Genomic DNA, 23,568 nt, shown 5'->3' with positions numbered 1-23,568 from the left:
CCCTCAGACCCGCGCCTGAGGGACCGGACGCGATGTCGCCCAGCCGACCGGCTGGGCGCTTCGCCCGCTTCCCGTCCGGGCCCTCTCATCATCCTGTTCATTGCAGAAGGGGACGTACCGTGCCTAGCGAGACCTCGAAGCGCACCGCGAACGACCGGCCGGCCGATCGCTCGAGGCCTGAACTTCCGCTGACCGCAGCACAGTCGGGCATCTGGCAGGCCCAGCAGCTCGACCCCTTCAGCACGGCCTACCAGGGTGGCGAGTACCTGGAGATCGCCGGCCCGGTCGACGCCCCCCGACTGGAACGGGCGGTCCGGCAGACGCTGGACGAGGCGCAGACGCTCCGCGTACGGGTCACGGCGGGCCCGGACGGCCCCCGGCAGGTCGTCGGACCGGCGGCCGACCGGCCCCTCCCGGTGGTGGACCTGTGCCGGGAAGCCGATCCACGGGCCGCGGCCGAGCGCCGGATGCGGCAGGTGCTGGACACCCCCCTGGACCCGGGCACCGACCCGCTCTTCGGCTCCGTGCTGTTCGCCCTGGCACCGGACCGCTTCCTGTGGTTCCACCACTACCACCACCTCGTGGCGGACGGCTTCACGGTCGCGGCGGTCGCCCGGCGCGTCGCCGAGCTCTACAACGCGGCGGACACCCCGCAGGAGGCCGCCGAACCGTTCCTGCCGCTCGCGGAGCTGGTCGGGGCGGACGCCGCCTACCGGGCGTCGGAGCAGTTCGAGGCCGACCGCGCGTTCTGGGCCCGCGAGCTCGCCGACGCGCCGACGCCCGCCTCGCTCGGCACCGGACCGGCCGCGCTCCCGCGCACCAAGGTGCGGCGCACCATGACCCTGGACACGGCCGAGCTGGACGCGCTGCGCGACACGGCCCGCGAGGCCGCGGTGGCCTGGCCGGTGGCCGTCTTCACCGCGGTGGCGGTCTATCTGCAGCGCGCCGCCGGGACCGACGAGGTCACGCTCGGCATCCCGGTGACCACCCGCCTGGGCCGCACCGCCCTGCGGACGCCGGGCATGGTGTCCAACGTGCTGCCGCTGCGGCTGTCGCTGCGCTCCGCCATGACGGTCGACGAGGCCCTGCACCACGTCTCCGGACGACTGCGCGAGGTCATGCGCCACCAGCGCTACCGCTACGAGGACCTGCGCCGCGAGCACGGCGGCAGCGGCCGGGACAACCTCCTGGTCGGTCCCCAGGTCAACGTCATGGCCTTCGCGGCCGAACTGACCTTCGACGGGCACCCCGTCACCGTCCACAACCTGTCGATCGGCCCGACCGACGACCTCTCCGTCGTGGTGTACACCCGCGCCGGGGGCACCGAGCTGCGCATCGACGTCGACGGCAACGCCGACCGGTACCGGGAGGACGAGGTCGACGCGCACCGGCGGCGCCTGGGCCTGGTACTCCGGCAGCTCGCCTCGGCCGCCGGGGACCTCCCGATCGGCCGGCTGGAGATCGCCACCCCCGACGAGCGGACGGCCGCCTCCCCGGCCGCCGGCGGTGCCGCCCCCGCGGCCGCCCGGGTACCGGCCGCCGACGCGACCCTGACCGGCCTCTTCTCCCGGCAGGCCCGGCGCACCCCGGACGCCCCGGCACTGACGTACGCGGGCACCACGCTGACCTACGCCGAACTGGACGCCCGGGCCAACCGGCTGGCCCACCACCTGGTCCGCCACGGCGCGGGCCCGGAGCGCAACGTCGCGCTGGCGCTGCCGCGTTCGCTGGACCTGGTCGTCGCGGTCCTGGCCGTGCTCAAGACCGGTGCCGCCTACGTCCCGATGGACCCCGCCGCGCCGGCCGACCGCCGGGCGTTCATGCTGGGCGACTCCCGCCCCGCCCTGCTGGTGACCGCGGGTGACGCGGACGGCCCGGCCGACGCGGCCGACGCGGGGCAGCGGTCCGAGGTGCCGCGGCTGGTCCTGGACGCGCCCGCGACCGCGGCCGCCCTGGCCGAGGAGCCGTCCACCGCCCCGGAGACCTCCGGCCTCGCGCCGGACAACTCGGCCTACGTCATCTACACCTCCGGCTCCACCGGCCGTCCCAAGGGCGTCGTGGTCAGCCACCGCAACGCGGTGCGCCTGTTCACCGCCGCCGCCGGGCACTTCGACTTCGGGCCCTCGGACGTGTGGACCATGTTCCACTCCTTCGCCTTCGACTTCTCGGTCTGGGAGATCTGGGGGCCGCTGCTGCACGGCGGCCGGCTCGTGGTGGTGCCGTTCGACGTGTCGCGCTCCCCCGAGGACTTCCTCGCGCTGCTGTCCGAGGAGCACGTGACCGTCCTGAACCAGACCCCCTCGGCGTTCCACGAGCTCGTCCGGGCCGACCGGGAACGGCCGGACCGGCCGCTGGACCTGCGCTACGTGGTCTTCGGCGGCGAGGCCCTGGACCTGGGCCGGCTCTCGGCCTGGTACGACCACCGTGCCGACGACGCCCCGGTACTGGTCAACATGTACGGGATCACCGAGACCACGGTGCACGTCAGCCACCTCGCGCTCGACCGCACCCTCGCCGCCCGCGCCTCCGGCAGCCTGATCGGCAGCCCGCTGGACGACCTCGGCCTGCTCGTCCTGGACCAGGCGCTCCGGCCGGCGCCCCCCGGGGTCGTGGGCGAGCTCTACGTGACCGGCGCCGGCCTGGCCCGCGGTTACCTGGGGCTCCCCGGGCTGACGGCCGGCCGGTTCGTGGCCTCGCCCTTCGCCGGGCCCGGGCAGCGGATGTACCGCACCGGCGACCTCGCCCGGCGGCAGCCGGACGGCTCGCTCGAGTACGTCGGCCGCGCCGACGACCAGGTGAAGATCCGCGGCTTCCGGATCGAGCTGGGCGAGATCGAGGCCGTGCTCGGCGCCCTCCCGGGCACCGCCCGGGCCACCGTTCTCGCCCGCCAGGACGGGCCCGGCGGGACCGCGCTGGTGGCCTACCTGGTGCCGGCCGCCGACGAGCCGTTCGACCTCGCGGAGCTGCGCCGGCTGGCCGCGGCGGCACTGCCGGACTACATGGTGCCGAGCGCCTTCGTGTCCGTCCCGGTGATGCCGCTGACGGTGAACGGCAAGGTCGACCGGGCGGCGCTGCCCGCACCGGACCTGAGCGCCGCGGTGTCCGGACGGGCACCGCGCTCCGCCCGGGAGTCGCTGTTGTGCGAGCTCGTCGCCGAGCTGCTCGACCTGCCGCAGGTCGGCATCGACGACGACTTCTTCGCCCTGGGCGGCGACAGCATCCTGTCGATCCAGCTGGTCGGTACGGCCAGGCGGGCCGGCCTCCGGTTCACCACCCGCGACGTCTTCCGCTGCCGCACCGTCGAGGCGCTGGCCGCGGCGGCCGTCCACGGCCCGGCCGAGGCCGCCGACCACGGACCCGACACCGGCGAGCTGCCCGCCACCCCGGTGGTCCGCTGGCTCCAGGAGCGCGGCGGGCGGATCGACCGCTACCACCAGGCGATGACCTTCACCACCCCGGCCGGGGCCGGCGCCGACGATCTGACCGCGGCGCTCCAGGCACTGGTCGACGGCCACGACGCCCTGCGCACCACACTGCTGACGGACGGTGACGCCCCCTGGCGGCTGGACGTCGCGCCCCGCGGCGCGGTGCCGGCGGCCGACCGGCTGCGCCGGGTCGCGCCCGGCGAGGACCCGACCCCCGAGGCGACCGAGCGCGAGACCCGGGCCGCGGTGGACCGCCTGGCGCCCCGCGACGGCGTGATGCTGCAGGCCGTCTGGTTCGACGCCGGCCCGGAGCTGCCGGGCCGGATGGTGCTCGTGCTGCACCACCTGGTGGTCGACGGCGTCTCCTGGCGCATCCTGCTGCCCGACCTCGCGGCGGCCTGGCAGGCCGTGCGCGAGGGACGGGACCCGCGGCCCGCACCGGTCGGCACCTCGCTGCGCCGCTTCGCCGGCCTGCTCGCCGCGCAGGCCGCCGACGGCACCCGGGAGGCCGAACTGCCCTACTGGCGCGAGGTCCTGGACACCGAGGACGAGCCGCTGGGCGACCGCCCGCTGGACGCCGGGCTCGATCTGGCGGGGACCCGCGGCCGACTGACGCTCACCCTGCCCGCCGGACTCTCCGCCGCCACCCTGGCCACCGTCCCGACCGCCTTCCGCACCGGCGTCCGCGAGGTCCTGCTGGCCGGCTTCACCTCGGCCGTCGCGCAGTGGCGGCACGACCTGGGCCGCGGCTCGCGGCCCACCGTGCTGCTGGACCTCGAGGGCCACGGCCGCGAGGCCGTCGAGGACGACGTCGACCTGACCCGTACCGTGGGCTGGCTGACCACACTGTTCCCGGCCCGCTTCGACCTCGGCGCACTGGACTTCGCCGAACTCGCCGCCGGCGGCGCGGCCGCCGGACTGGCGCTGCGCCAGGTCAAGGAGCAGCTGCGGGCCGTCCCGGACGCCGGGACCGGGTACGGCGTCCTGCGCCACCTGGCCCCCCGGGGGACCCTGCGCGGCGGGGCGGACGACCGCTCCCCGCAGATCCTGTTCAACTACCTCGGACGGTTCGGCGCCACCGGCACCGCGCGGGCGTGGACCCCGCTGCCGGGCCTGGACGGGTTCGACGGCGCCGAGGACCCGTCGATGCCGGTCGGTCACGCCCTGCAGGTCGACGTGCTGGCGTACGAGCGGGCCGACGGACCGGAACTGACCGCGGTGCTCTCCTGGCCGCAGGGCGTGCTGACCGAGGAGGCCGTGACCGCGCTGACCCGGCGCTGGCGCGAGGCGCTGGAGGGCCTCGCCGCGCACGCGGAGCGGCCCGACAGCGGCGGCGTCACCGCCGCGGACGTCCCGCTGGCGGAGCTGACCCAGAGCCGCCTCGACGCCCTGGCGGCCGAGACCGGTCCGCCGGCCGACGTGCTGCCGCTCGCCCCGCTGCAGCAGGGCCTGCTGTTCCACGCCGAGTACGACACCCAGCAGCCGGACGCCTACACCGTGCAGTTCCGTTTCGAGCTGGAGGGCGCGGTCGACCCCGCCCGGCTGCGCCGGGCCGTCGAGCACGCGCTGCGCCGCCACCCCCAGCTGAGCGCGGGCTTCTGGCAGGACGGGTCGGGCGCCCCGGTCCAGTTCGTGCCCCGCGCGTTCACCGTGCCGTGGCAGGAGCTGGACCTCAGCGGCCTGGACGGGGAGGCGCTCGCCGCCGGGCTGGAGCGCGTCATGGCCGACCAGCCGCGCTTCACCCCCAGCCGGCCCCCGCTGTTCCGGTTCGTCCTGGTGCGGACCGCGGACGACCGGCACAGCCTCGTCCTCGGCCACCACCACCTCCTCCTGGACGGCTGGTCCGTTCCGCTGCTGCTGCGCGAGATCCTCACCGCGTACGGCGACGCCGCCGCGCTGCCGCCCGCCGTCGACTACCACGCGTACGCCGGCTGGCTGCGCGACCAGGACCGGGCCGCGGCCGAGAAGGCCTGGCGCGAGGCACTGGCCGAGCTGCCCGGCCCGACCCGGCTCGCCACCCGGGACGCCCGGCCGACCGGTGGCGGCATCGCCGAACTCGCGGTGGACCTCGGCACCCCGCTCACCGGCGCGCTGGAGCGCGCCGGCCGACGGCACGGGATCACCCTCGGCACCCTCGTGCAGGGCGCCTGGGCGGTCCTGCTGGGCGGCCTGACCGGGAGCCAGGACGTGGTCTTCGGCGGCACCGTCGCCGGCCGCCCGGCCGAGGTCGACGGCATCGGGTCGATGCTGGGCCTGTTCATCAACACCCTGCCGGTCCGGGCCAGGTTCGGCGGCGCCGACACCGTCCGCGAGCTGCTCGCCCGCCTCCAGGGCGAGCAGGCGGAGCTGACCCCCCACCAGCACCTGCCGCTGGCCGAGGTGCAGCGCCTGGGCGGCGTCGGCGAGCTGTTCGACACCCTGCTGGTGATCGAGAACTACCCCTTCGAACCGGGGTCGCTGAGCACCGCCGACGGCGGACTGCGCGTCGTGGACATCGACGGCCGGGACGACACCCACTACCCGCTGAGCATCGCCGTGATGACGGGCGAGTCGCTGCGCCTGCGGCTCGGACACCGCACCGACCTGCTCACGACCGCGCAGGTGCGGGACGTCGCGACGGCTCTGGTGCACGTCCTGGAGCAGTTCGCCGACGACCTGGAGCAGCCGGTCGGCCGGGTCCGGCTGCTGGACCCGGCCGACCGCGCCGCGGTCCTCGGCCGGGGACGCGGCGAGGCCGCCCCGGTGGCCGACGGCACCGTCGTCGGGCTGCTGGAGGAGCACGCCGCCCGGACGCCGGACCTCACGGCGCTGGTCGGCGCGGACCGCGCGCTGACGTACGCGGAGCTCAACGCCCGGGCCAACCGGCTCGCCCGCCTGCTGACCGGCCGCGGGGTCGGACCGGAGCGGACCGTCGGTGTCCTGCTGCCGCGCGGCACGGACGCGGTGGTCGCGGTGTTCGCGGCCATGAAGGCCGGCGGGGTCTACCTCCCGATCGACCCGGCGCTGCCCGCCGAGCGGATCCGCTTCGCGATCGACGACACCGCCCCGGCCGTCGTGGTGACCACCCGCGACCTGGCCGCGGCCCTCGCCCCGGCGCTGTCCGGTGCCCCCCTCCTGCTGCTGGACGGGGCGGCGACCACCGCCGCACTCGCCGCGCTCCCCGCGCACGACCGCACCCCGGAGGAGCCCGGTGCCGCCGCTCGTCCGGAGAACCTCGCCTACCTCATCCACACCTCCGGTTCCACCGGTGTGCCCAAGGGCGTCGCGGTCGAGCACCGCAGCCTGATGAACCTCTTCACCGCGCACCGGCACGACCTCGTGGAGCCGGCCGTGGCGGCGGCGGGCGGACGGCGCTTCCGTGCCGCCCTGACCGCGTCGCTGTCGTTCGACACCTCCTTCGACGGCGTGCTGTGGATGCTCGCCGGCCACGAGCTCCACATCGTCGACGACGACGTGCGCCGCGATCCGCGGGCCCTGGTGGCCCATGTCGCGGCGCAGCGGGTCGACTTCCTCGACATCACCCCGTCCTACGCCGCCCAGCTGCTGGACGCGGGGCTGCTCGACGACCCCGCCACGGCGCCCGCGGTGCTCATGCTCGGCGGCGAGGCGCTCGGCCCCGACCTGTGGGCCCGGCTGCGCGCCGCCCGGACCACGGCGAGCCACAACTTCTACGGCCCGACCGAGTACACCGTCGACGCCCTGTCGCACCCGCTCGCCGGATCGGAGCGGCCCGTGATCGGCGGCCCGCTGCGCAACGGCCGGGCGTACGTGCTCAACGCCGCCCTCCAGCCGGTGGCGCCGGGCGCGCCCGGGGAGCTGTACCTCGCCGGACCGCAGGTGGCCCGCGGCTACGCCGGCCGGCCGGCGTCGACCGCCGAGCGGTTCGTCGCCGACCCGTTCGGACCGGGCGGGCGCATGTACCGCACCGGTGACGTCGTGCGCTGGTCCGAGGACGGGAGGATCGAGTTCCTCGGGCGCGCCGACGAGCAGGTGAAGATCCGCGGCTACCGCGTCGAACTCGGCGAGATCGAGCAGGCGCTGGCCGCGCACCCCGCGGTGTCGCGGGCCGCGGTGGTGGCCCGGACCGACACGCCCGGGGTGACCCGGCTGGTGGCCTACGCCGTCGGCACGGCCGGGCCGGTGGACCCGGCGGAACTGCGGGCCCACCTGGTCCGGACGCTGCCCGAGTACATGGTCCCGGCCGCGGTGGTGCCGATCGCGGAACTGCCGCTCACGGTGAACGGCAAGCTCGACGTCGCGGCGCTGCCCGCGCCCGACTTCGCGGCCGCGGTCTCCTCGCGGCCGGCGGCCACCCCGGCCGAGCACACGCTGTCCGGGCTGTTCCAGGAGGTGCTGGGCCTGCCCTCGGTGGGGGTCGACGACGACTTCTTCGCACTCGGCGGCGACAGCATCATCTCCATCCAGCTGGTCAGCCGGGCCCGCCGCGCCGGGCTGGAGATCAGCCCGCGCGACGTCTTCACCCGACGCACCGTGGCCGAGCTGGCGGCCCGGGCGACGGCGGTCACCGAGCACGGGCCGGCCCACGACCCGGCCGCGGCCGGCGAGGTGCCCGCGACCCCGATCGTCCGCGCGCAGCACGAGCTGGGCGGACCGGTCGACGGCTTCCACCAGGCCTTCGTGCTGTCGCTGCCGACCGGCGCCGACCGGGAGCGGCTGGCCGAGGTGCTGCAGACGGTGGTCGACCACCACGACGCGCTCCGGCTGCGGCTGGACGTGCAGGACGGCGACTGGACGCTGACCGTCCGGGAACGCGGCCCGGTGCGCGCCGACGTACTGCTGTCCCGGACCGCGGTCGAGCTGCCGCGCGACGGGGCGGACGACGAGGCCTTCGACGCCGCGCTCCGCGCCGAACTCCCGCTGTCCCGGGCGCGCCTGGAGCCGGCGGCCGGGACGATGCTCGACGCCGTGTGGTTCGACGCGGGCCCCGACCGCGCCGGGCGGCTGCTGCTGAGCATCCACCACCTGGCCGTCGACGGCGTGTCCTGGCGGATCCTGCTGGAGGACCTGCGCCTCGCCTGGGAGGCGCTGGAGGCCGGCCGTGAGCCGGCGCTGCCCGCGGTGGGCACCTCACTGCGCTCCTGGGCGACGCGGCTCACCGAGCTGGCCCGGACCCCGGAGCGGGAACGGGAGCTGCCGGTCTGGGCCGACCTGCTCCGCGGCGGCGGTCCCGCCGTGGCCGACCGCGCGCTGGACCCGGCCCGGGACGTGGCCGCGACCGCCCGCACCCTCACCGTGTCGGTGTCCCCGGCGCGGACGGCGCCGCTGCTCACCACCCTGCCCGCGGCCTTCTCCACCGGCGTGAGCGAGATCCTGCTGGCCGGCTTCGCCCTGGCCGTCGCCGACTGGCGCCGCCACCGGGGCCAGCCGGCGGAGGGCCCGCTGGTGGACGTGGAGAGCCACGGCCGGCACGACCTGTTCGCCGGCGCCGACCTGTCGCGAACGGTCGGCTGGTTCACCGAGCAGCACCCGGTGCGGATCGACCCCGGCCCGCTGGACTGGGGGGACGTCCCGCTCGGCGGCCCGTCCGTCGGCCAGGCGGTCAAGCGGGTCAAGGAGCAGCTCAACGCGCTGCCCGGCGACGGCACCGGCTACGGCCTGCTGAGGTACCTCAACCCGGGCACCGGCCCGGTCCTGGCGGAACTGCCCTCCGCCGAGTGGGGCTTCAACTACCTGGGCCGCTTCGCCGCCGGGACGGGCGACCGGGACTGGGCGCCGGCCGGCAGCACCGGCCTGATCGGCGGCGCCGACCCGCTGATGCCGCTGGAGCACGCCGTCGACCTGACCCTGGTCACCGAGGACCGGCCCGAGGGTCCGGTGCTGGTCGCGACCTGGACGTGGGCGGGCGAGCTGGTCCCGGAGCGGGAGATCGAGCAGCTGTCGCAGTCCTGGCTGCGGTCGGTCGACGCCCTCGTCGCCCATGCCGAGGGCCCCGGGGCCGGCGGCCGGACCCCGTCCGACTTCCCGCTCGTGTCGCTGTCCATGCGTGAGGTGGAGCTGTTGGAGGCCGCCCGGCCCGCGCTGGCCGACGTCCTGCCGCTCGCCCCGCTCCAGCAGGGCCTGATGTTCCAGAGCCTGGTCAGCGAGGGTGAGATCGACGTCTACACCTCGCTGCTCACCCTGGACGTGCGGGGACCGCTGGACGTCGCCCGACTGCGCGCGGCCGCGCGCGAGCTGCTGGCCCGGCACCCCAACCTGCGGACCGAGTTCCGGCAGGAGGGGCTGCGGGACACCGTCGCCGTCGTCGTGGACTCCGTCGAACTCCCGTGGGAGGACGTCGACCTGTCCGCGCGTGCGCCGCGGGACCGGGACGCCGAGCTGCGTCGTCTGGTCGACCGGGAACGCGGCCACCGCTTCGACCTCGACAACGCGCCGCTGCTGCGCTTCACCGTCGTCCGGCTCGGTGCCGACCACCACCAGCTGCTGTTCACCAACCACCACATGCTGGTGGACGGCTGGTCCATGCCGATGCTCTTCGCCGAGCTCTTCGAGCTGTACCGCGAGGGCCCGCGCACCCCGAGGCCGGCCCACGCGTACCGGGACTACCTGGCGTGGCTCGGCCGACAGGACCGGGACGCCGCAGAGCGGGCCTGGCGGCACGAGCTGGCCGGTCTCGACGGGCCCACCCTGCTGGCGCCGGGCACCGGCTCGGCCGAGGTCGTGATCCCGTCCCGACTGGCCACCGAGCTGTCCGCGGAGGCGACGGCCGCCCTGACGGCCACCGCGCGCCGGTACGGCCTGACCCTCAACACGGTGGTGCAGTCGGCACTCGCGGTGCTGCTCGCCCGGCTCACCGGCCGCACCGACGTCGTGTTCGGCACGACCGTCTCCGGCCGCCCGGCCGAGCTGCCGGGCGTCGAGGACATGCTCGGCATGTTCATCAACACCGTCCCGGTGCGGGCCGCGGTGCACCCCGGCCAGACCCTGCTGGAGACCGCGAGGCTGCTCCAGGAGCGGCAGTCGGCGCTGCTCGAGCACCACCACCTCGGCCTGGCCGACATCCAGCGGGCCGCGTCCCGGCGCGAACTCTTCGACACGGTCGTCTCGTTCCAGAACTTCCCGCTGCAGTCGGCGCTGCCGGACCTCGGTGACGCCGGTCTGGAGGTGACGGCCGCCGAGAGCACCGACGCCAGCCACTACCCGTTCGTCTTCCACGCGTTCCCCGGCGAGCGGATGGAACTGCGCATCACCTACCGGCCCGACCTGCTCGACGGGGTGGCGGCCGGGGCGATGCTGGACCGGCTGGCCCGGGCGGTGTCCGCGTTCGCCGTCCGGCCGGAGCACCCGGTGGGCCGGCTCGAGCTGCTCGGCGAGGGCGAGCAGGAGGAACTGCGCCGCTTCTCCACCGGCGCCGACACGTCGGTGCCGGCCGGTCGGCTCGCCGAGCTGTTCGAACGGGTGGTCGCCGCGACCCCCCAGGCTCCCGCGGTGCGCTGGGAGGACCGGACGCTCAGCTACGAGGAGCTGGACCGGCACGCCAACCGGCTCGCCCGCCGACTGGTGGCGAGCGGGGTCGGACCCGAGCGCTTCGTGGCGGTGGTCCTGCCCAGGTCCCTGTCCTGGATCGTCGCGGTCCTCGCGGTGGCGAAGGCCGGCGGCGCCTACCTGCCGGTCGACCCGGACTACCCGCAGGACCGGATCGCGTTCATGCTCTCGGACGCCCGGCCGGTGCTCGCCGTCACGTCGGGCGCGACCGCCGACACGGTGGGCGCGGTGGCCGACCTGCCGCAACTGCGGCTCGACGACCCCGACGTCGCCGCCGCGATCGACGCCGAACCCGACCACGGCCTCCTCGCCGCGGACCGCGCCGGCACCCCGGACGTCTCCGGGGCCGCGTACATGATCTACACCTCCGGCTCGACCGGCCGTCCGAAGGGCGTCGTGGTCACCCACGCGGCCCTGGCCGACCTGGCCGACCTGCACACCGTCCGGCTCGGGGCCGGGCCCGGCAAGCGGGTGCTGCAGTTCGCCTCGCCCAGCTTCGACGCGTCGGTCTGGGAGATCTGCATGGGGCTGCTGACCGGCGCCACGCTGGTCCTGGCCCCCGCGCACCGGCTGCTGCCGGGCCAGGCGCTCGCCGAGCTGATCGCCGAGCACGAGGTCACCCACGCCACCATCCCGCCCACTCCGCTCGGAGCGGTCGGCGACGAGGCACTGCCCGGTCTGGAGACACTGGTGGTGGCCGGCGAGGCCACCCCGGCGGAGCTCGTCGCCCGCTGGGCCCCGGGCCGCGTCATGGTCAACGCCTACGGACCGACCGAGACCACGGTCTGCGCGACCGTCACCGGCCCGCTGGAGCAGGGCCGCCCGTCCATCGGCGGCCCGGTCCCGCACACCCGGGTGCGGGTCCTGGACTCCGCGCTCCGTCCCGCACCGGTGGGCAGCGCAGGCGAGGTCTACATCAGCGGCCCGTCGCTGGCCCGCGGCTACTGGCAGCGCGCCGGCCTGACGGCCGAGCGGTTCGTCGCCGACCCCTTCGGGGCGCCCGGCACCCGGATGTACCGCACCGGCGACCTCGCGCGCTGGCGCGCCGACGGCGAGCTGGACTTCCTCGGGCGGGTCGACCAGCAGGTCAAGCTGCGCGGGTTCCGGATCGAGCCCGCGGAGATCGAGTCCGTGCTGGCCCGGGCCGAGGGCGTCTCCGAGGCGCTGGTCACGGTCCGCGAGGACCAGCCGGGCGACCCCCGTCTGGTGGCCTACCTGCTGGCCGCGGCCGGACCGGACCTCGCTCTGGACGCGGTCGTGGCCGCGGCCGGAGCCGCGCTGCCGGACTACATGGTGCCGCAGGCCTTCGTGGTCCTCACGGAATGGCCGACGACACCCAACGGCAAGCTCGACCGGGCCGCACTGCCCGCGCCGCAGGCGCCGACCGCGGCCGGGCGGGCCCCCCGGACCTTGACCGAGCAGGTGCTGTGCACCCTGTTCTGCGACGTGCTCGGCCTGCCCGCGGTCGGGGTCGACGACGACTTCTTCCTGCTGGGCGGCCACTCCCTGCTGGCCAGCAGGCTGGCCAGCAGGATCCGCAGCACCTTCGGGGCGGAGCTGCCGGTCCGGGTGCTGTTCGACAACCCGACCGTCGCCGGTGTGGCCGAGTGGTTCGACCGCGCGGCCGCCGGCCGCCCGCCGCTGCTCCCGAGGGAGCGGCCGGAGCGGCTCCCGCTGTCGCACGCCCAGCGGCGCCTGTGGTTCATCGACCGGTACGAGGGCAGCAGCGCCACCTACAACATGCCGATCGCGATGCGGCTCTCCGGGCCGCTGGACGCCGCCGCGCTGCGCTCGGCGGTCACCGACGTGGTGGCCCGGCACGAGGCGCTGCGCACGGTCTTCCCCGACGAGGCGGGCGTGCCGTGGCAGCGGATCCTCGATCCCGGACAGGTCCGGATCGACCTGCCGGTCACCGCGGTGACCGAGGCCGGGGTCGAGGCCGCCATGACCGCGGCGGCCCGACGGCTGTTCGACCTGGAGGTCGACCCACCGCTGCGGGTGGAACTGCTCCGGCTCGACGCCGAGACGCACGTCCTGCTGATCGTGCTGCACCACATCGCCGGTGACGGCTGGTCGATGGGGCCGCTCTGCCAGGACATCACCACCGCGTACACGGCGCGGCTGCACGGGCAGGAGCCGGCCTGGGAGCCGCTGCCGGTCCAGTACGGCGACTACACGCTCTGGCAGCACGAACTGCTGGACGAGCAGGCCGGCCCGGACAGCCCGTTCGCCCGTCAGCTCCGGTTCTGGACCGAGGCCCTGGACGGGGTCCCGGAGCAGCTCACGCTGCCCACCGACCGTCCGCGGCCCCCGGTGCCCAGCTACCGCGGCGACGACGTCGTCTTCCGCGTGGACGAGCCGACGCACACCGGGCTGACCGCACTGGCCCGCCAGTGCGGGGCCACCGTGTTCATGGTGCTCCAGGCCGGTCTCTCCGCGCTGCTGACGCGGCTCGGGGCGGGCACCGACCTGCCGCTGGGCAGCCCGATCGCGGGCCGCTCGGACGAGACCGTCGAGAACATGGTCGGCTTCTTCGTCAACACCCTGGTGCTGCGCAACGACACCTCGGGGAACCCGACCTTCCGGGAGCTGCTGGACCGGGTGCGCCGGACCGACCTGGACGCCTACTCCCACCAGGACATGCCGTTCGAGCGGCTGGTGGACGCCATCAAGCCGGAGCGGGACCCGTCCCGTCAGCCGCTGTTCCAGATCGCCTTCGGTCTGCAGAACGACGCCACGCCCGTCCTGGCGCTGCCCGAGGTGGAGAGTCGCGAGGCGTTCGTCGGCATGAAGGTCGCCCGTTTCGACCTGATGTTCGGCTTCACCGAGACGCACGACGCGGACGGCCTCCCGGCCGGTATGAACGGCTCCGTGGAGTTCGCCACCGACCTCTACGACGCGCGGACCGTCGAGGTGTTCGTGCAGCGACTGGTGCGGTTGCTGGCGAGCGCCGTCGAGGACCCGGACCGCCGCCTCGACGCCCTCGCGATCATGGACCAGGAGGAACGCGACCGGGTGCTCGTCGCCTGGAACGACACCGCGCGCCCCGCCCCCACCGGCACCCTGGTCAGCCGCTTCGAGGAGCAGGCCGCCCGGACGCCGGAGGCCGTCGCGCTGACGGGCGCGGACGGGACGCTGGACTACGCCACCCTCAACACGCGGGCCAACCGGCTCGCCCGGCTGCTCGTCGAGCGCGGGGTCGGGCCGGAGAGCCTGGTGGCGATCGCGCTGCCCGCCTCCACCGAGCAGGTGCTCGCGGTGCTCGCGGTGCTCAAGGCGGGCGCCGGCTACCTGCCGCTCGACCCGCGCCACCCCGCGGAGCGGATCGGCTACGTCCTCGGCGACGCCGACCCCGCCCTCGTGCTCTGCACCGCCCAGGGCGCCGCCCAGCTGCCCGGGGACGACACCCGGCCGCGTCTGTGGCTGGACTCGGCCGGAACGGCGGCGGAGCTGGCCGGCCGGGACGGCCACGACCTGTCCGACCCGGAGCGGACGGCGCCGCTGCGCCGGGGCAACACCGCCTACGTCATCTACACCTCCGGCTCCACCGGGCGGCCCAAGGGCGTCCTGGTCGAGCACGCGTCCGTCCTGCAGTACCTCGACTGGGCCGCCGACACCTATCCCGCCCTCGGCGGCGGGACGGCGCTGCTGCACTCGCCGATCTCCTTCGACCTCACGGTCACCGCGCTGTTCGGGCCGCTGATCTCCGGCGGGCGCCTGCACGTGGCACCGATGGAGGAGGACCGGGGCACGGTCGAGGCGCTGGCGGCCGACCCGCTGTCGTTCGTCAAGGCGACGCCCACCCATCTGCGACTGCTCGACGCGCTGCCGCCGGAGTTCTCCCCCGGCGGGGACCTGGTGACCGGCGGCGAGGCGCTGACCGGCGCCGCGCTGGCGGGCTGGCGGGCCCGGAACCCCGGGGCCACCGTCTACAACGAGTACGGCCCGACCGAGACCACGGTCGGCTGCAGCGTCCACCGGATCGCCCCCGGCGAGGACCCCGGTCCGGGCGTGGTCGTCCTCGGTCCGCCCGCCTGGAACACCCGGATGTACGTGCTCGACGACCGTCTCCAGCCGGTCCCGGTCGGAGTGCCGGGCGAGCTGTACATCGCCGGCGGGCTGCTGGCCCGGGGCTACCTCCACCGGGGCGACCTGACGGCGGGGCGTTTCGTCGCCGACCCGTTCGCCGCCCCGGGCGAGCGGATGTACCGCACCGGCGACCTGGTCCGCTGGCTCCCCGACGGCAACCAGGAGTTCGTGGGCCGGGTCGACGACCAGGTCAAGCTCCGCGGCTACCGGATCGAGACCGGCGAGATCGAGGAGACGCTGCGCCGGCACCCGGGAGTGGACGAGGCCGTGGTGGTGGTCCGCGCCGACCGCGCCGACGATCCGCAGCTGGTGGCCTACGTGGTGCCCGGCACGGACGCGTCCCCGGCGGAGAGCGGCACCGCGGACGAACAGGTCGACCAGTGGCAGCAGGTCTACGAGCTGATGTACGGCGCCGAGCGGCCGGAGGAGTTCGGCGAGGACTTCAGCGGCTGGACCAGCAGCTACACCGGCGAGGACATCCCGCTGGAGGAGATGCGCGAGTGGCGCGACGCCACGGTCGCCCGGATCCTCGGGCTGCGCCCGCGCCGGGTCCTGGAGATCGGCGTCGGCAGCGGACTGCTGCTGGCGAAGGTGGCTCCGCGGGTCGAGGCCTACTGGGGCGTCGACTTTTCCACCGAGGCGATCGGGGTCCTGCGCCGGCAGGTCGCGGCGCGGCCCGAACTGGCCGGGCGGGTACGGCTGGCGGTGAGCGCGGCGCACGAACTGGAGGGCATGCCCGAGCAGTTCTTCGACACCGTGGTCATCAACTCGGTCGCGCAGTACTTCCCCGACGCCGCCTACCTGACCGACCTGCTGGAGTCGCTGTCGCGGCTGCTGGTGCCGGGCGGTGCCGTCTTCCTGGGCGACCAGCGCAACCTGCGCACCCAGCGCGGCTTCCAGACCGCGATCCGGCTGAACCAGCGGACCGGGCAGCAGAACGAGGCGGCGCTGTCCCGCGCCGTCGAGCAGGCGATCATGATGGAGAAGGAACTCCTGGTCGACCCGGAGTACTTCGCGGCGGCGGCGCGGCGGATCCCGGCGTTCGAGGCCGTTGACGTCCAGGTCAAGCGGGGCCGGGGTGCCAACGAGCTCACCCGCCACCGCTTCGACGTGGTGCTGCGGACGGCCCCGGCCGGGGCCCGCGACGTCAGCGGTGCGGCGGTGCTGCGCTACGGCGTGGACGTCCCCGATCTGGCGGACCTCGAGCGCCGGCTGGCCGGGTACGACGACGGCCCGCTCCGGATCACCGGCATCCCGGACTCCCGGGTGGCCGGTGAGCTGGCGGCCGCCGAGGCGCTGGCCGACGGGCGCCCGGTCGCCGAGGTGGCGGCCCTGCTCGAGCTGTCCGCCGGGATCGACCCGGAGGAACTGCACGAGCTGGCCGACCGGTGCGGCCTGGGCGTGCGGGTGACCTACGCGCCGGGAGCGGCCGGACGGCTGGACGCGGTGTTCGGCGTCGACGACGCGACGCTGGCCGGGACCTACCTGGCCGGTGCGCAGCTGGAGCCGGCGGCCCAGGTCAGCAACCCGCTGGGGTCCCGCCAACTCGGCGCACTGGTGGCCGAGTTGCGGTCCTTCGCCGAGGACAGGCTGCCGGAGTACATGGTGCCGGCGGCGTTCGTGCCGCTGGACGCCCTGCCGATGACGGTCAACGGCAAGCTGGACCGTCGCGCGCTGCCGGCGCCGACCTTCTCCAGCCGGTCGACCGGGCGGGCGCCGCGCACCGAGCTGGAGGCCCGGGTGTGCGCGGTGATGGCCGAGGTCCTGGCCCTGCCCGCGGTCGGGGTCGACGACGACTTCTTCGACCTGGGCGGCGACAGCATCATCTCGATCCAGCTGGTCAGCCGGCTGCGGGCCGCGGGCGTCGCCGTCTCCGCACGCGACGTCTTCCAGCACAAGACGGCGGCGGCGATCGCCTCCTCGGCCGAGGGGGCCGCGGCGACGCCGACCGACGGGGCGGAGACCGACGAAGACCGGGCCGAACCGCCGGCCCCCGACGACGACGGAGCGATCGACCTGTCGCTGGTGTCGCTGTCCGACGACGAATTGAAGATGTTCGAAGCGAACTGGAAGGTGTCGGAATGAGCACGTCAGCAGTTGAAGCAATCCTGCCGCTGACTCCCCTGCAGGAGGGGCTGCTCTTTCACAGCCTCTACGACGACCGCGGCGTCGACCTCTACACCTCGCAGCTGAGCGTGGACCTCGAGGGCCACCTGGACGTCGAGGCGTTCCGGGCGGCGGCGGCCACCGTGCTGCGGCGCCACCCCAACCTCCGTACCGCCTTCCAGCACCAGAACTCCGCCCAGCCGGTGCAGGTGGTGCTCCGGGAGGTGCCGGTCCCGTGGACGGAGCACGACCTCTCCGGACTCGACGGGGCGGCCCGCGCCGCCGAGTCGGAGCGGATCACCGAGGAGGACCGGGTCCGCCGGTTCGACCTCGGGCGTCCGCCGCTGCTGCGCTTCACCCTGATCCGGCTCGGCGACCGGCGCTGCCGGCTGCTCTTCACCCACCACCACATCCTGCTGGACGGCTGGTCCATCCCGCTGCTGCTGAGCGAGCTGTTCACGCTCTACGCCCGCGGCGGCACGGACGACGGCGGCCTGCCGACGGTGCCCCCGTTCCGCAACTTCCTGGCCTGGCTGGCCAAGCAGGACAAGCCGGCCGCGGAACTGGCCTGGCGCGAGGCCCTGGACGGCCTGGACGAGGGGACCGTCGCGCGGCCGGTGAAGCCCGGCCGCACCCTGCTGGTGCCGGAGCGGGCCACGACGGACCTGAGCCGCTCGCTGACCACGGCACTGACCAACCTGGCGCGCCGTCACTCCATCACCCTGAACACGGTCGTCCAGGGCGTCTGGGGCCTGCTGCTGGGCCAGCTCACCGGCCGCGACGACGTGGTCTTCGGGACGGCGGTCTCCGGCCGCCCGCCGGAGCTGCCCGGCGTCGAGAACATGATCGGCCTCTTCCTCAACACCCTGCCGGTGCGGGTCCGGATCGATCCGGACGAACCCCTCGTCGGCCTGCTGACCCGGTTGCAGGCCGAGCAGTCGGAGCTGCTGCCGCACCAGCACCTGGGGCTCGCCGCCGTCCAGCAGCTGGCCGGCGGGGCGGATCTGTTCGACACGGTGACCGTGTTCGAGAGCTTCCCGGTCGACCACAACGCCGAGAGCCTGCCCGGCACCGGACTGAAGGTGCTCGAGTCCGACAGCACCGACTACAGCCACTTCCCGATCACCCTGATCGCGCTGCCCGGCGACCGGCTGCACCTGCGGGTCAGCTACCAGCCCGACCTGTTCACCGCCGAGGAGACCGCGGCGCTGCTGGACCGGGCCCGGCTGCTGCTGGAGGCCCTGGTCGCCGATCCGCAGCAGCTGGTCGGGCGGATCGACCTGCTGGACCCCGCCGAACGGCACCGGGTCCTGGTGCGGAACAACGAGACCGCCCGCCCGGTCGAACCGGCCACCCTGGCACAGCTCTTCGAGGCCCAGGCGGCCCGCACACCGGACGCGGTGGCGGTCGAGTTCGAGTCGGCCTCGCTGACCTACGCGGAGCTCGACGCGCGGGCGAACCGGATGGCACGGCTGCTGGCGGCCCGGGGGATCGGGCCGGAACGGATCGTCGCGCTGGCCCTGCCGCGCTCGATCGAGTTCGTGCTGTCGGTGATCGCCGTCGCCAAGGCCGGGGCCGCCCACGTCCCGGTGGACCTCGCGTACCCCAGGGAACGCGTCGCCCTGCTCATCGAGGACTCCGCCCCCACGGCGGTGATCACCACGACCGACGCCGCACCGCTGCTGCCCGGGGCCGCGGGCGCCGAACAGCTGCTGATCGACTCCGCCGGGTTCCGGGAGGCGCTCGCCGCCGCCGCGGACACCCCGCTGACCGACGCCGAACGCACCGCTCCGGCAAACCTGCTCAACCCGGCGTACGTCATCTACACCTCCGGCTCGACCGGGCGCCCGAAGGGCGTCGTGATCAGCCACCAGGGCCTGGCCAACGGCGCGGCCCTGCAGCGCCACTCCTTCCCGGTGGGCCCCGGCGACCGGGTGCTGCAGTTCGCCTCCCACAGCTTCGACGCCTCCTACTGGTCGCTGTCGATGGCGCTGTTCAGCGGTGCCACGCTGGTCGCCGCGCCCGAGGAGCGGCTCACCGTCGGCCCGGTCCTGGCCGAGCTGATCGCCGAGCGCCGGATCACCCATGTGCTGCTGCCGCCGTCGCCGCTGGCCGCGATGCCGGAGGACAGCCTCGACACGCTGCGCGTGCTGCTGACCGGCGGCGAGGCGCTGCCGGCCGAGACGGTCGCCACCTTCGCGCCGCGGGTGCGGATGTTCAACGAGTACGGCCCCACCGAGGTGACCGTGCTCGCGACCCAGCACGGCCCGCTGACCGCGGACGGCGGCACGCCCCCGATCGGCCGGCCGATCGACAACTACCGCGTCTACGTGCTCGACCGGGCGCTGCGCCCGGTTCCCGTGGGCTCGGTCGGCGAGATGTACGCCGCCGGTCCCGGGCTCGCCCGCGGCTACCTGGGGCGCGCCGGGCTCACCTCCGAGCGGTTCGTCGCCGATCCGTTCGGCCCGGCCGGCGGCCGGATGTACCGCACCGGCGACCTGGCCCGGTGGACCGCCTCCGGCGAGCTCGCCTTCGTCGGCCGCGCCGACGACCAGGTCAAGATCCGCGGCTTCCGGATCGAGCTCGGCGAGGTCGAGGCCGCGGTCCGCTCCCACCCCGCGGTGCGGGACGCGGCGGTCGTCGTGCGCGAGGACCGCCCCGGCGACCGCCGGCTGGTGGCCTACGCGGTGGCCGAGGGCGCGGACGGCGAGGACCTGCGCCGCCACCTCGGGGACCGGCTCCCCCAGCACATGGTGCCCAGCGCCTTCGTCCTGCTCGACGAGATGCCGCTGACCAGGAACGGAAAGGCGGACCGGGCCGCGCTGCCCGAGCCGGTGGCCGCCCGCGGGGCGCGCCGCGCGCCCTCGACGCCCCACCAGGAGATGCTCTGCGGACTGTTCTCCGACGTCCTCGGTGTGCCCGAGGTCGGCCTCGACGACGACTTCTTCCTGCTCGGCGGGCACTCGCTGGTCGCGATCCGGCTGGTCGGCCGGATCCGCACCGCCTTCGGCGTGAACGTGCCGATCCGGGTCGTCTTCGACGCCCCCACCCCCGAGGCGCTGGTCGCCGAGATCGAGGCGCTGCTCCCCGACACCGCCCCGGCGGACGGGACCCGGCCGGTGGAGCTCTCCCGGGCGCAGCGCCGGCTCTGGTTCATCAACCGCTTCGAGCACCGGACCCCGACCCACAACGTCCCGTTCGCCGTCCGGCTCACCGGTGACCTCGACCACGAGGCGCTGACCGGCGCGGTGCACGACGTGCTCGCCCGCCATGACGCGCTGCGCACCGTCTTCCCGGAGGTCAACGGCGAGCCGACCGGGGCCGTGCTGCCGCCGGCGAGCGCGCGCCCGGCCCTGCCCGTGGCCGGCTTCGACGGGACCGCCGTGTCCGCGGCCGCCGCCGAGGGCTTCGACCTGACGACCGCGATCCCGGTCCGCTTCTCCCTGTTCCGGGTCGACGACACGGAGTCCGTGCTGCTGACAGTGCTGCACCGGATCGCCGGCGAGGACTGGGCGGGCGGGAGGCTGGCGGCCGATCTGGCGGCCGCCTACCGGTCCAGGGTCGCCGGGCAGCCGGTGCGCTGGGACGACACGACCGCCTTCGCGGTGGACGAGGAGGCCGTCGAGTGGTGGGCCGGGCAGCTCGCGGAGCTGCCCGAGGAGATCGTCCTGCCGGTCGACCGGCCGCGGGCCGTCCGGGACTCCCAGCACCTGCTGAGCGTCCCGGTCCGGCTGCCGGCCGCGTGGCGGCGGAGCGTGACCGCGCTCGCCGAGCAGGCCGGAGTGGACCTGGAGACGGTCCTGCGCGGCGCGTTCGCCGTGGTGCTGGGCGGGCTCGGGGCGGGCCAGGACCTGCCGATCGCCTCGCTGTCCGCACCGCACACCGCCGGCGCCGGCTCGCTCGCGGCGAACCCCGCCGTGCTGCGCGTCGACCTGTCCGCCGACCCGACCGTGGCCGAACTGCTGGCCCGCACCGGCCGGACGGCCGCCGGGGCGCGGCTGCGCCCGGTGCCGTTCGAGCGGCTGCTGCGCCGCCTCGAGCCCGACCTCGTCGCGGCCCGGCACCCGCTGGCGCAGGTCGCGCTCACCGTCCGGGGCGAGGGCGGGGCCGGCCTCGAACTGCCCGGTCTGGTCGTGCGACCGGACGACGCCGCCCTGGGCCTGGAGAGGTTCGACCTCTCGCTCGTCGTGGACGGGCGGGCCGGTGGCGAGGAGCTCACCGGGCGGCTGCACTACCGCGCCACCATGTTCGACGCCGCGACGGTGTCCGGACTCTGGGAGCGGACGGCCTCGGTCCTCGCGCAGATGGCCGAGGCCCCGGACCGCCGGCTCTCCCGGCTGCGCCTGGTCACCGGCGCCGAGCGGGAGCAGCTGCTGACGGGCTGGAACGACACCGCGGTCGAGGTTCCGGCGCTGGCTTCGACGGTGCAGGCCCGGTTCGCCGAGCAGGTCGGACGCCACCCCGACGGGACCGCGCTGCTCTGGGAGGGCGGCCGGCTCACCTACCGGGAGCTCGACCGCGCGGCGAACCGGCTCGCGCACCTGCTGCGCGCCTCCGGCGTGGGCACCGGCTCCCGGGTGACGGTGCTGCAGCGCCGCTCCCCCGAACTCGTCGTCTCGCTGCTCGGGGTGCTCAAGGCGGGCGCGGCGTACGTGCCGCTGGACGCCCGGGCGCCGCGGGCGCGGCACGAGAGCATCCTGGCCGAGACCGAGGCCTCGCTGCTCCTGGTCGACTCCGCCTCGGCGGCCGCCGCGCCGGGCTCCGGCGTCCCGACGATCGTCGTGGACCGGGAGCCGCGCCTGGCGGAGCAGCCCGACACCGCCCCCGTCGTCGCGGGCCACCCGGAACACCTGGCGTACCTGATGTACACCTCCGGTTCCACCGGGCAGGCCAAGGGCGTCGCCGTCACCCACCGCGACCTGGTCGCGTTCGCGCTCGACCGGTGCTTCTCCGGCGACGCGCACGGCACGGTGCTCATGCACGCCCCGCACGCCTTCGACGCCTCCAACTACGAGCTGTGGATGCCGCTGCTCACCGGCCGGCGGATCGTGCTGGCACCGCCCCAGGACCTGGACGTGGCCACGCTCGGCCGGCTGGTCGCCGAGTACGGGGTGACCGGGCTGCACCTGACCGCCGGTCTGTTCCGGCTCGTGGTCGACGAGGACCTGGAGTGCCTGGCCCCGGTGCGCGAGCTGCTCGCCGGCGGCGACGTGGTGCCCGCGGCCTCGGTCCGCCGGGTCCTGGAGCGCTTCCCGGAGATGGTCGTCCGGGACACCTACGGCCCGACCGAGACCACCACCTTCGCCACCTCGCACCGGATGGACGCGGCGAACCCGCCGGCCGGGACCGTGCCGATCGGCCTCCCGCTGGACAACATGCGCGCCTACGTCCTGGACGGCTCGCTGCGCCCGGTCCCGGTCGGGACCGTCGGCGACCTCTACCTCGCCGGCGAGGGCCTGGCGGCCGGATACTGGACCCGGCCCGGTCTCACGGCGGCGTCGTTCGTCGCCGATCCGTTCGGTCCGGCCGGCAGCCGGATGTACCGGGTGGGCGACCTGGTGCGCCGGAGGCCCGACGGCAGTCTGCTGTTCGCCGGCCGCGCCGACGACCAGGTCAAGATCCGCGGCTTCCGGATCGAGCTCGGCGAGATCGAGGCGGCCCTGGCGCGGATGCCCGACGTCGCCCAGGCGACGGTCGTGGCCCGCCGGGACGACGAGGACCGGCCCCGGCTCGTCGGCTACCTCGTCCCCGCCGAGGGGACGACGCTCGACGAGGCGGCGGTCCGCGCCCGGCTGGGCGCCGAACTGCCCGAGTACATGGTCCCGTCCGCCTTCGTGCGGCTGGAACGGCTCCCCCTCACGGCCAACGGCAAGGTCGACCGCAAGGCCCTTCCGGCGCCCGAGGCCACCACCACCGGCCGGGCCGCGCGCAACCCGCGCGAGGAGCAGCTGCTCGGCCTGTTCGCGGCCCTGCTCGACCGGCCGGACATGGGCATCGACGACAGCTTCTTCGCGCTCGGCGGCGACTCGCTGCTCGCCACCCGCCTGGTCAGCCGGATCCGGGCCGCCTTCGGGGTGGAGGTGCCGATCCACCTGGTCTTCGACGCCCCGACCGTCGCCGCGCTCGGCGAGCGGCTGGACGGCGCCCGCTCCGGCCGCAGCGCGCTGCGCGCCATGGAGCGGCCGGAGCACATCCCGCTGTCGTTCGCGCAGCGGCGGCTCTGGTTCATCAACCGCTTCGACGGCCGGAGCGCCACCTACAACATGCCGATCTCGCTCCGGCTCACCGGGCCGCTGGACCGCGCCGCGCTGGCCGAGGCGCTGGCCGACCTGGTCGCCCGGCACGAGGCGCTGCGGACGGTCTTCCCCGAGGCCGACGGCGTGCCGTACCAGCGGATCCTGCCCGTCGACGAGGCCCGCCCGCCGCTGGACGTGGTGCGGACCCG

2 protein-coding genes (1 of these 2 only partly in view) are annotated in these 23,568 nt (G+C 75.3%); both read left to right on the top strand.

All coding sequences use genetic code 11. The features are described from left to right. The first annotated feature begins 119 nt into the window (after positions 1 to 119). On the top strand, positions 120 to 17,102 hold the full coding sequence (locus ACIPYS_RS27170; RefSeq protein WP_400750647.1) for an amino acid adenylation domain-containing protein: 16,983 nt from the start codon (positions 120 to 122) through the stop codon (positions 17,100 to 17,102). Further along, on the top strand, positions 17,099 to 23,568 hold the 5' end (the start) of the coding sequence (locus ACIPYS_RS27165) for a non-ribosomal peptide synthase/polyketide synthase (protein WP_400750644.1). Its footprint extends 15,964 nt past the window's final position; the window shows 6,470 of its 22,434 coding nt (coding positions 1-6,470); the start codon lies at positions 17,099 to 17,101; its stop codon lies off the right edge, out of view. The genes ACIPYS_RS27170 and ACIPYS_RS27165 overlap by 4 nt, the downstream gene beginning before the upstream one ends.

The organism is Kitasatospora sp. NPDC089913 (genome assembly GCF_044748625.1).
Lineage (GTDB): Bacteria > Actinomycetota > Actinomycetes > Streptomycetales > Streptomycetaceae > Kitasatospora.
Note: the sequence above shows the minus strand (reverse complement) of the source record. Positions and strands in the feature narration are given on the sequence as shown.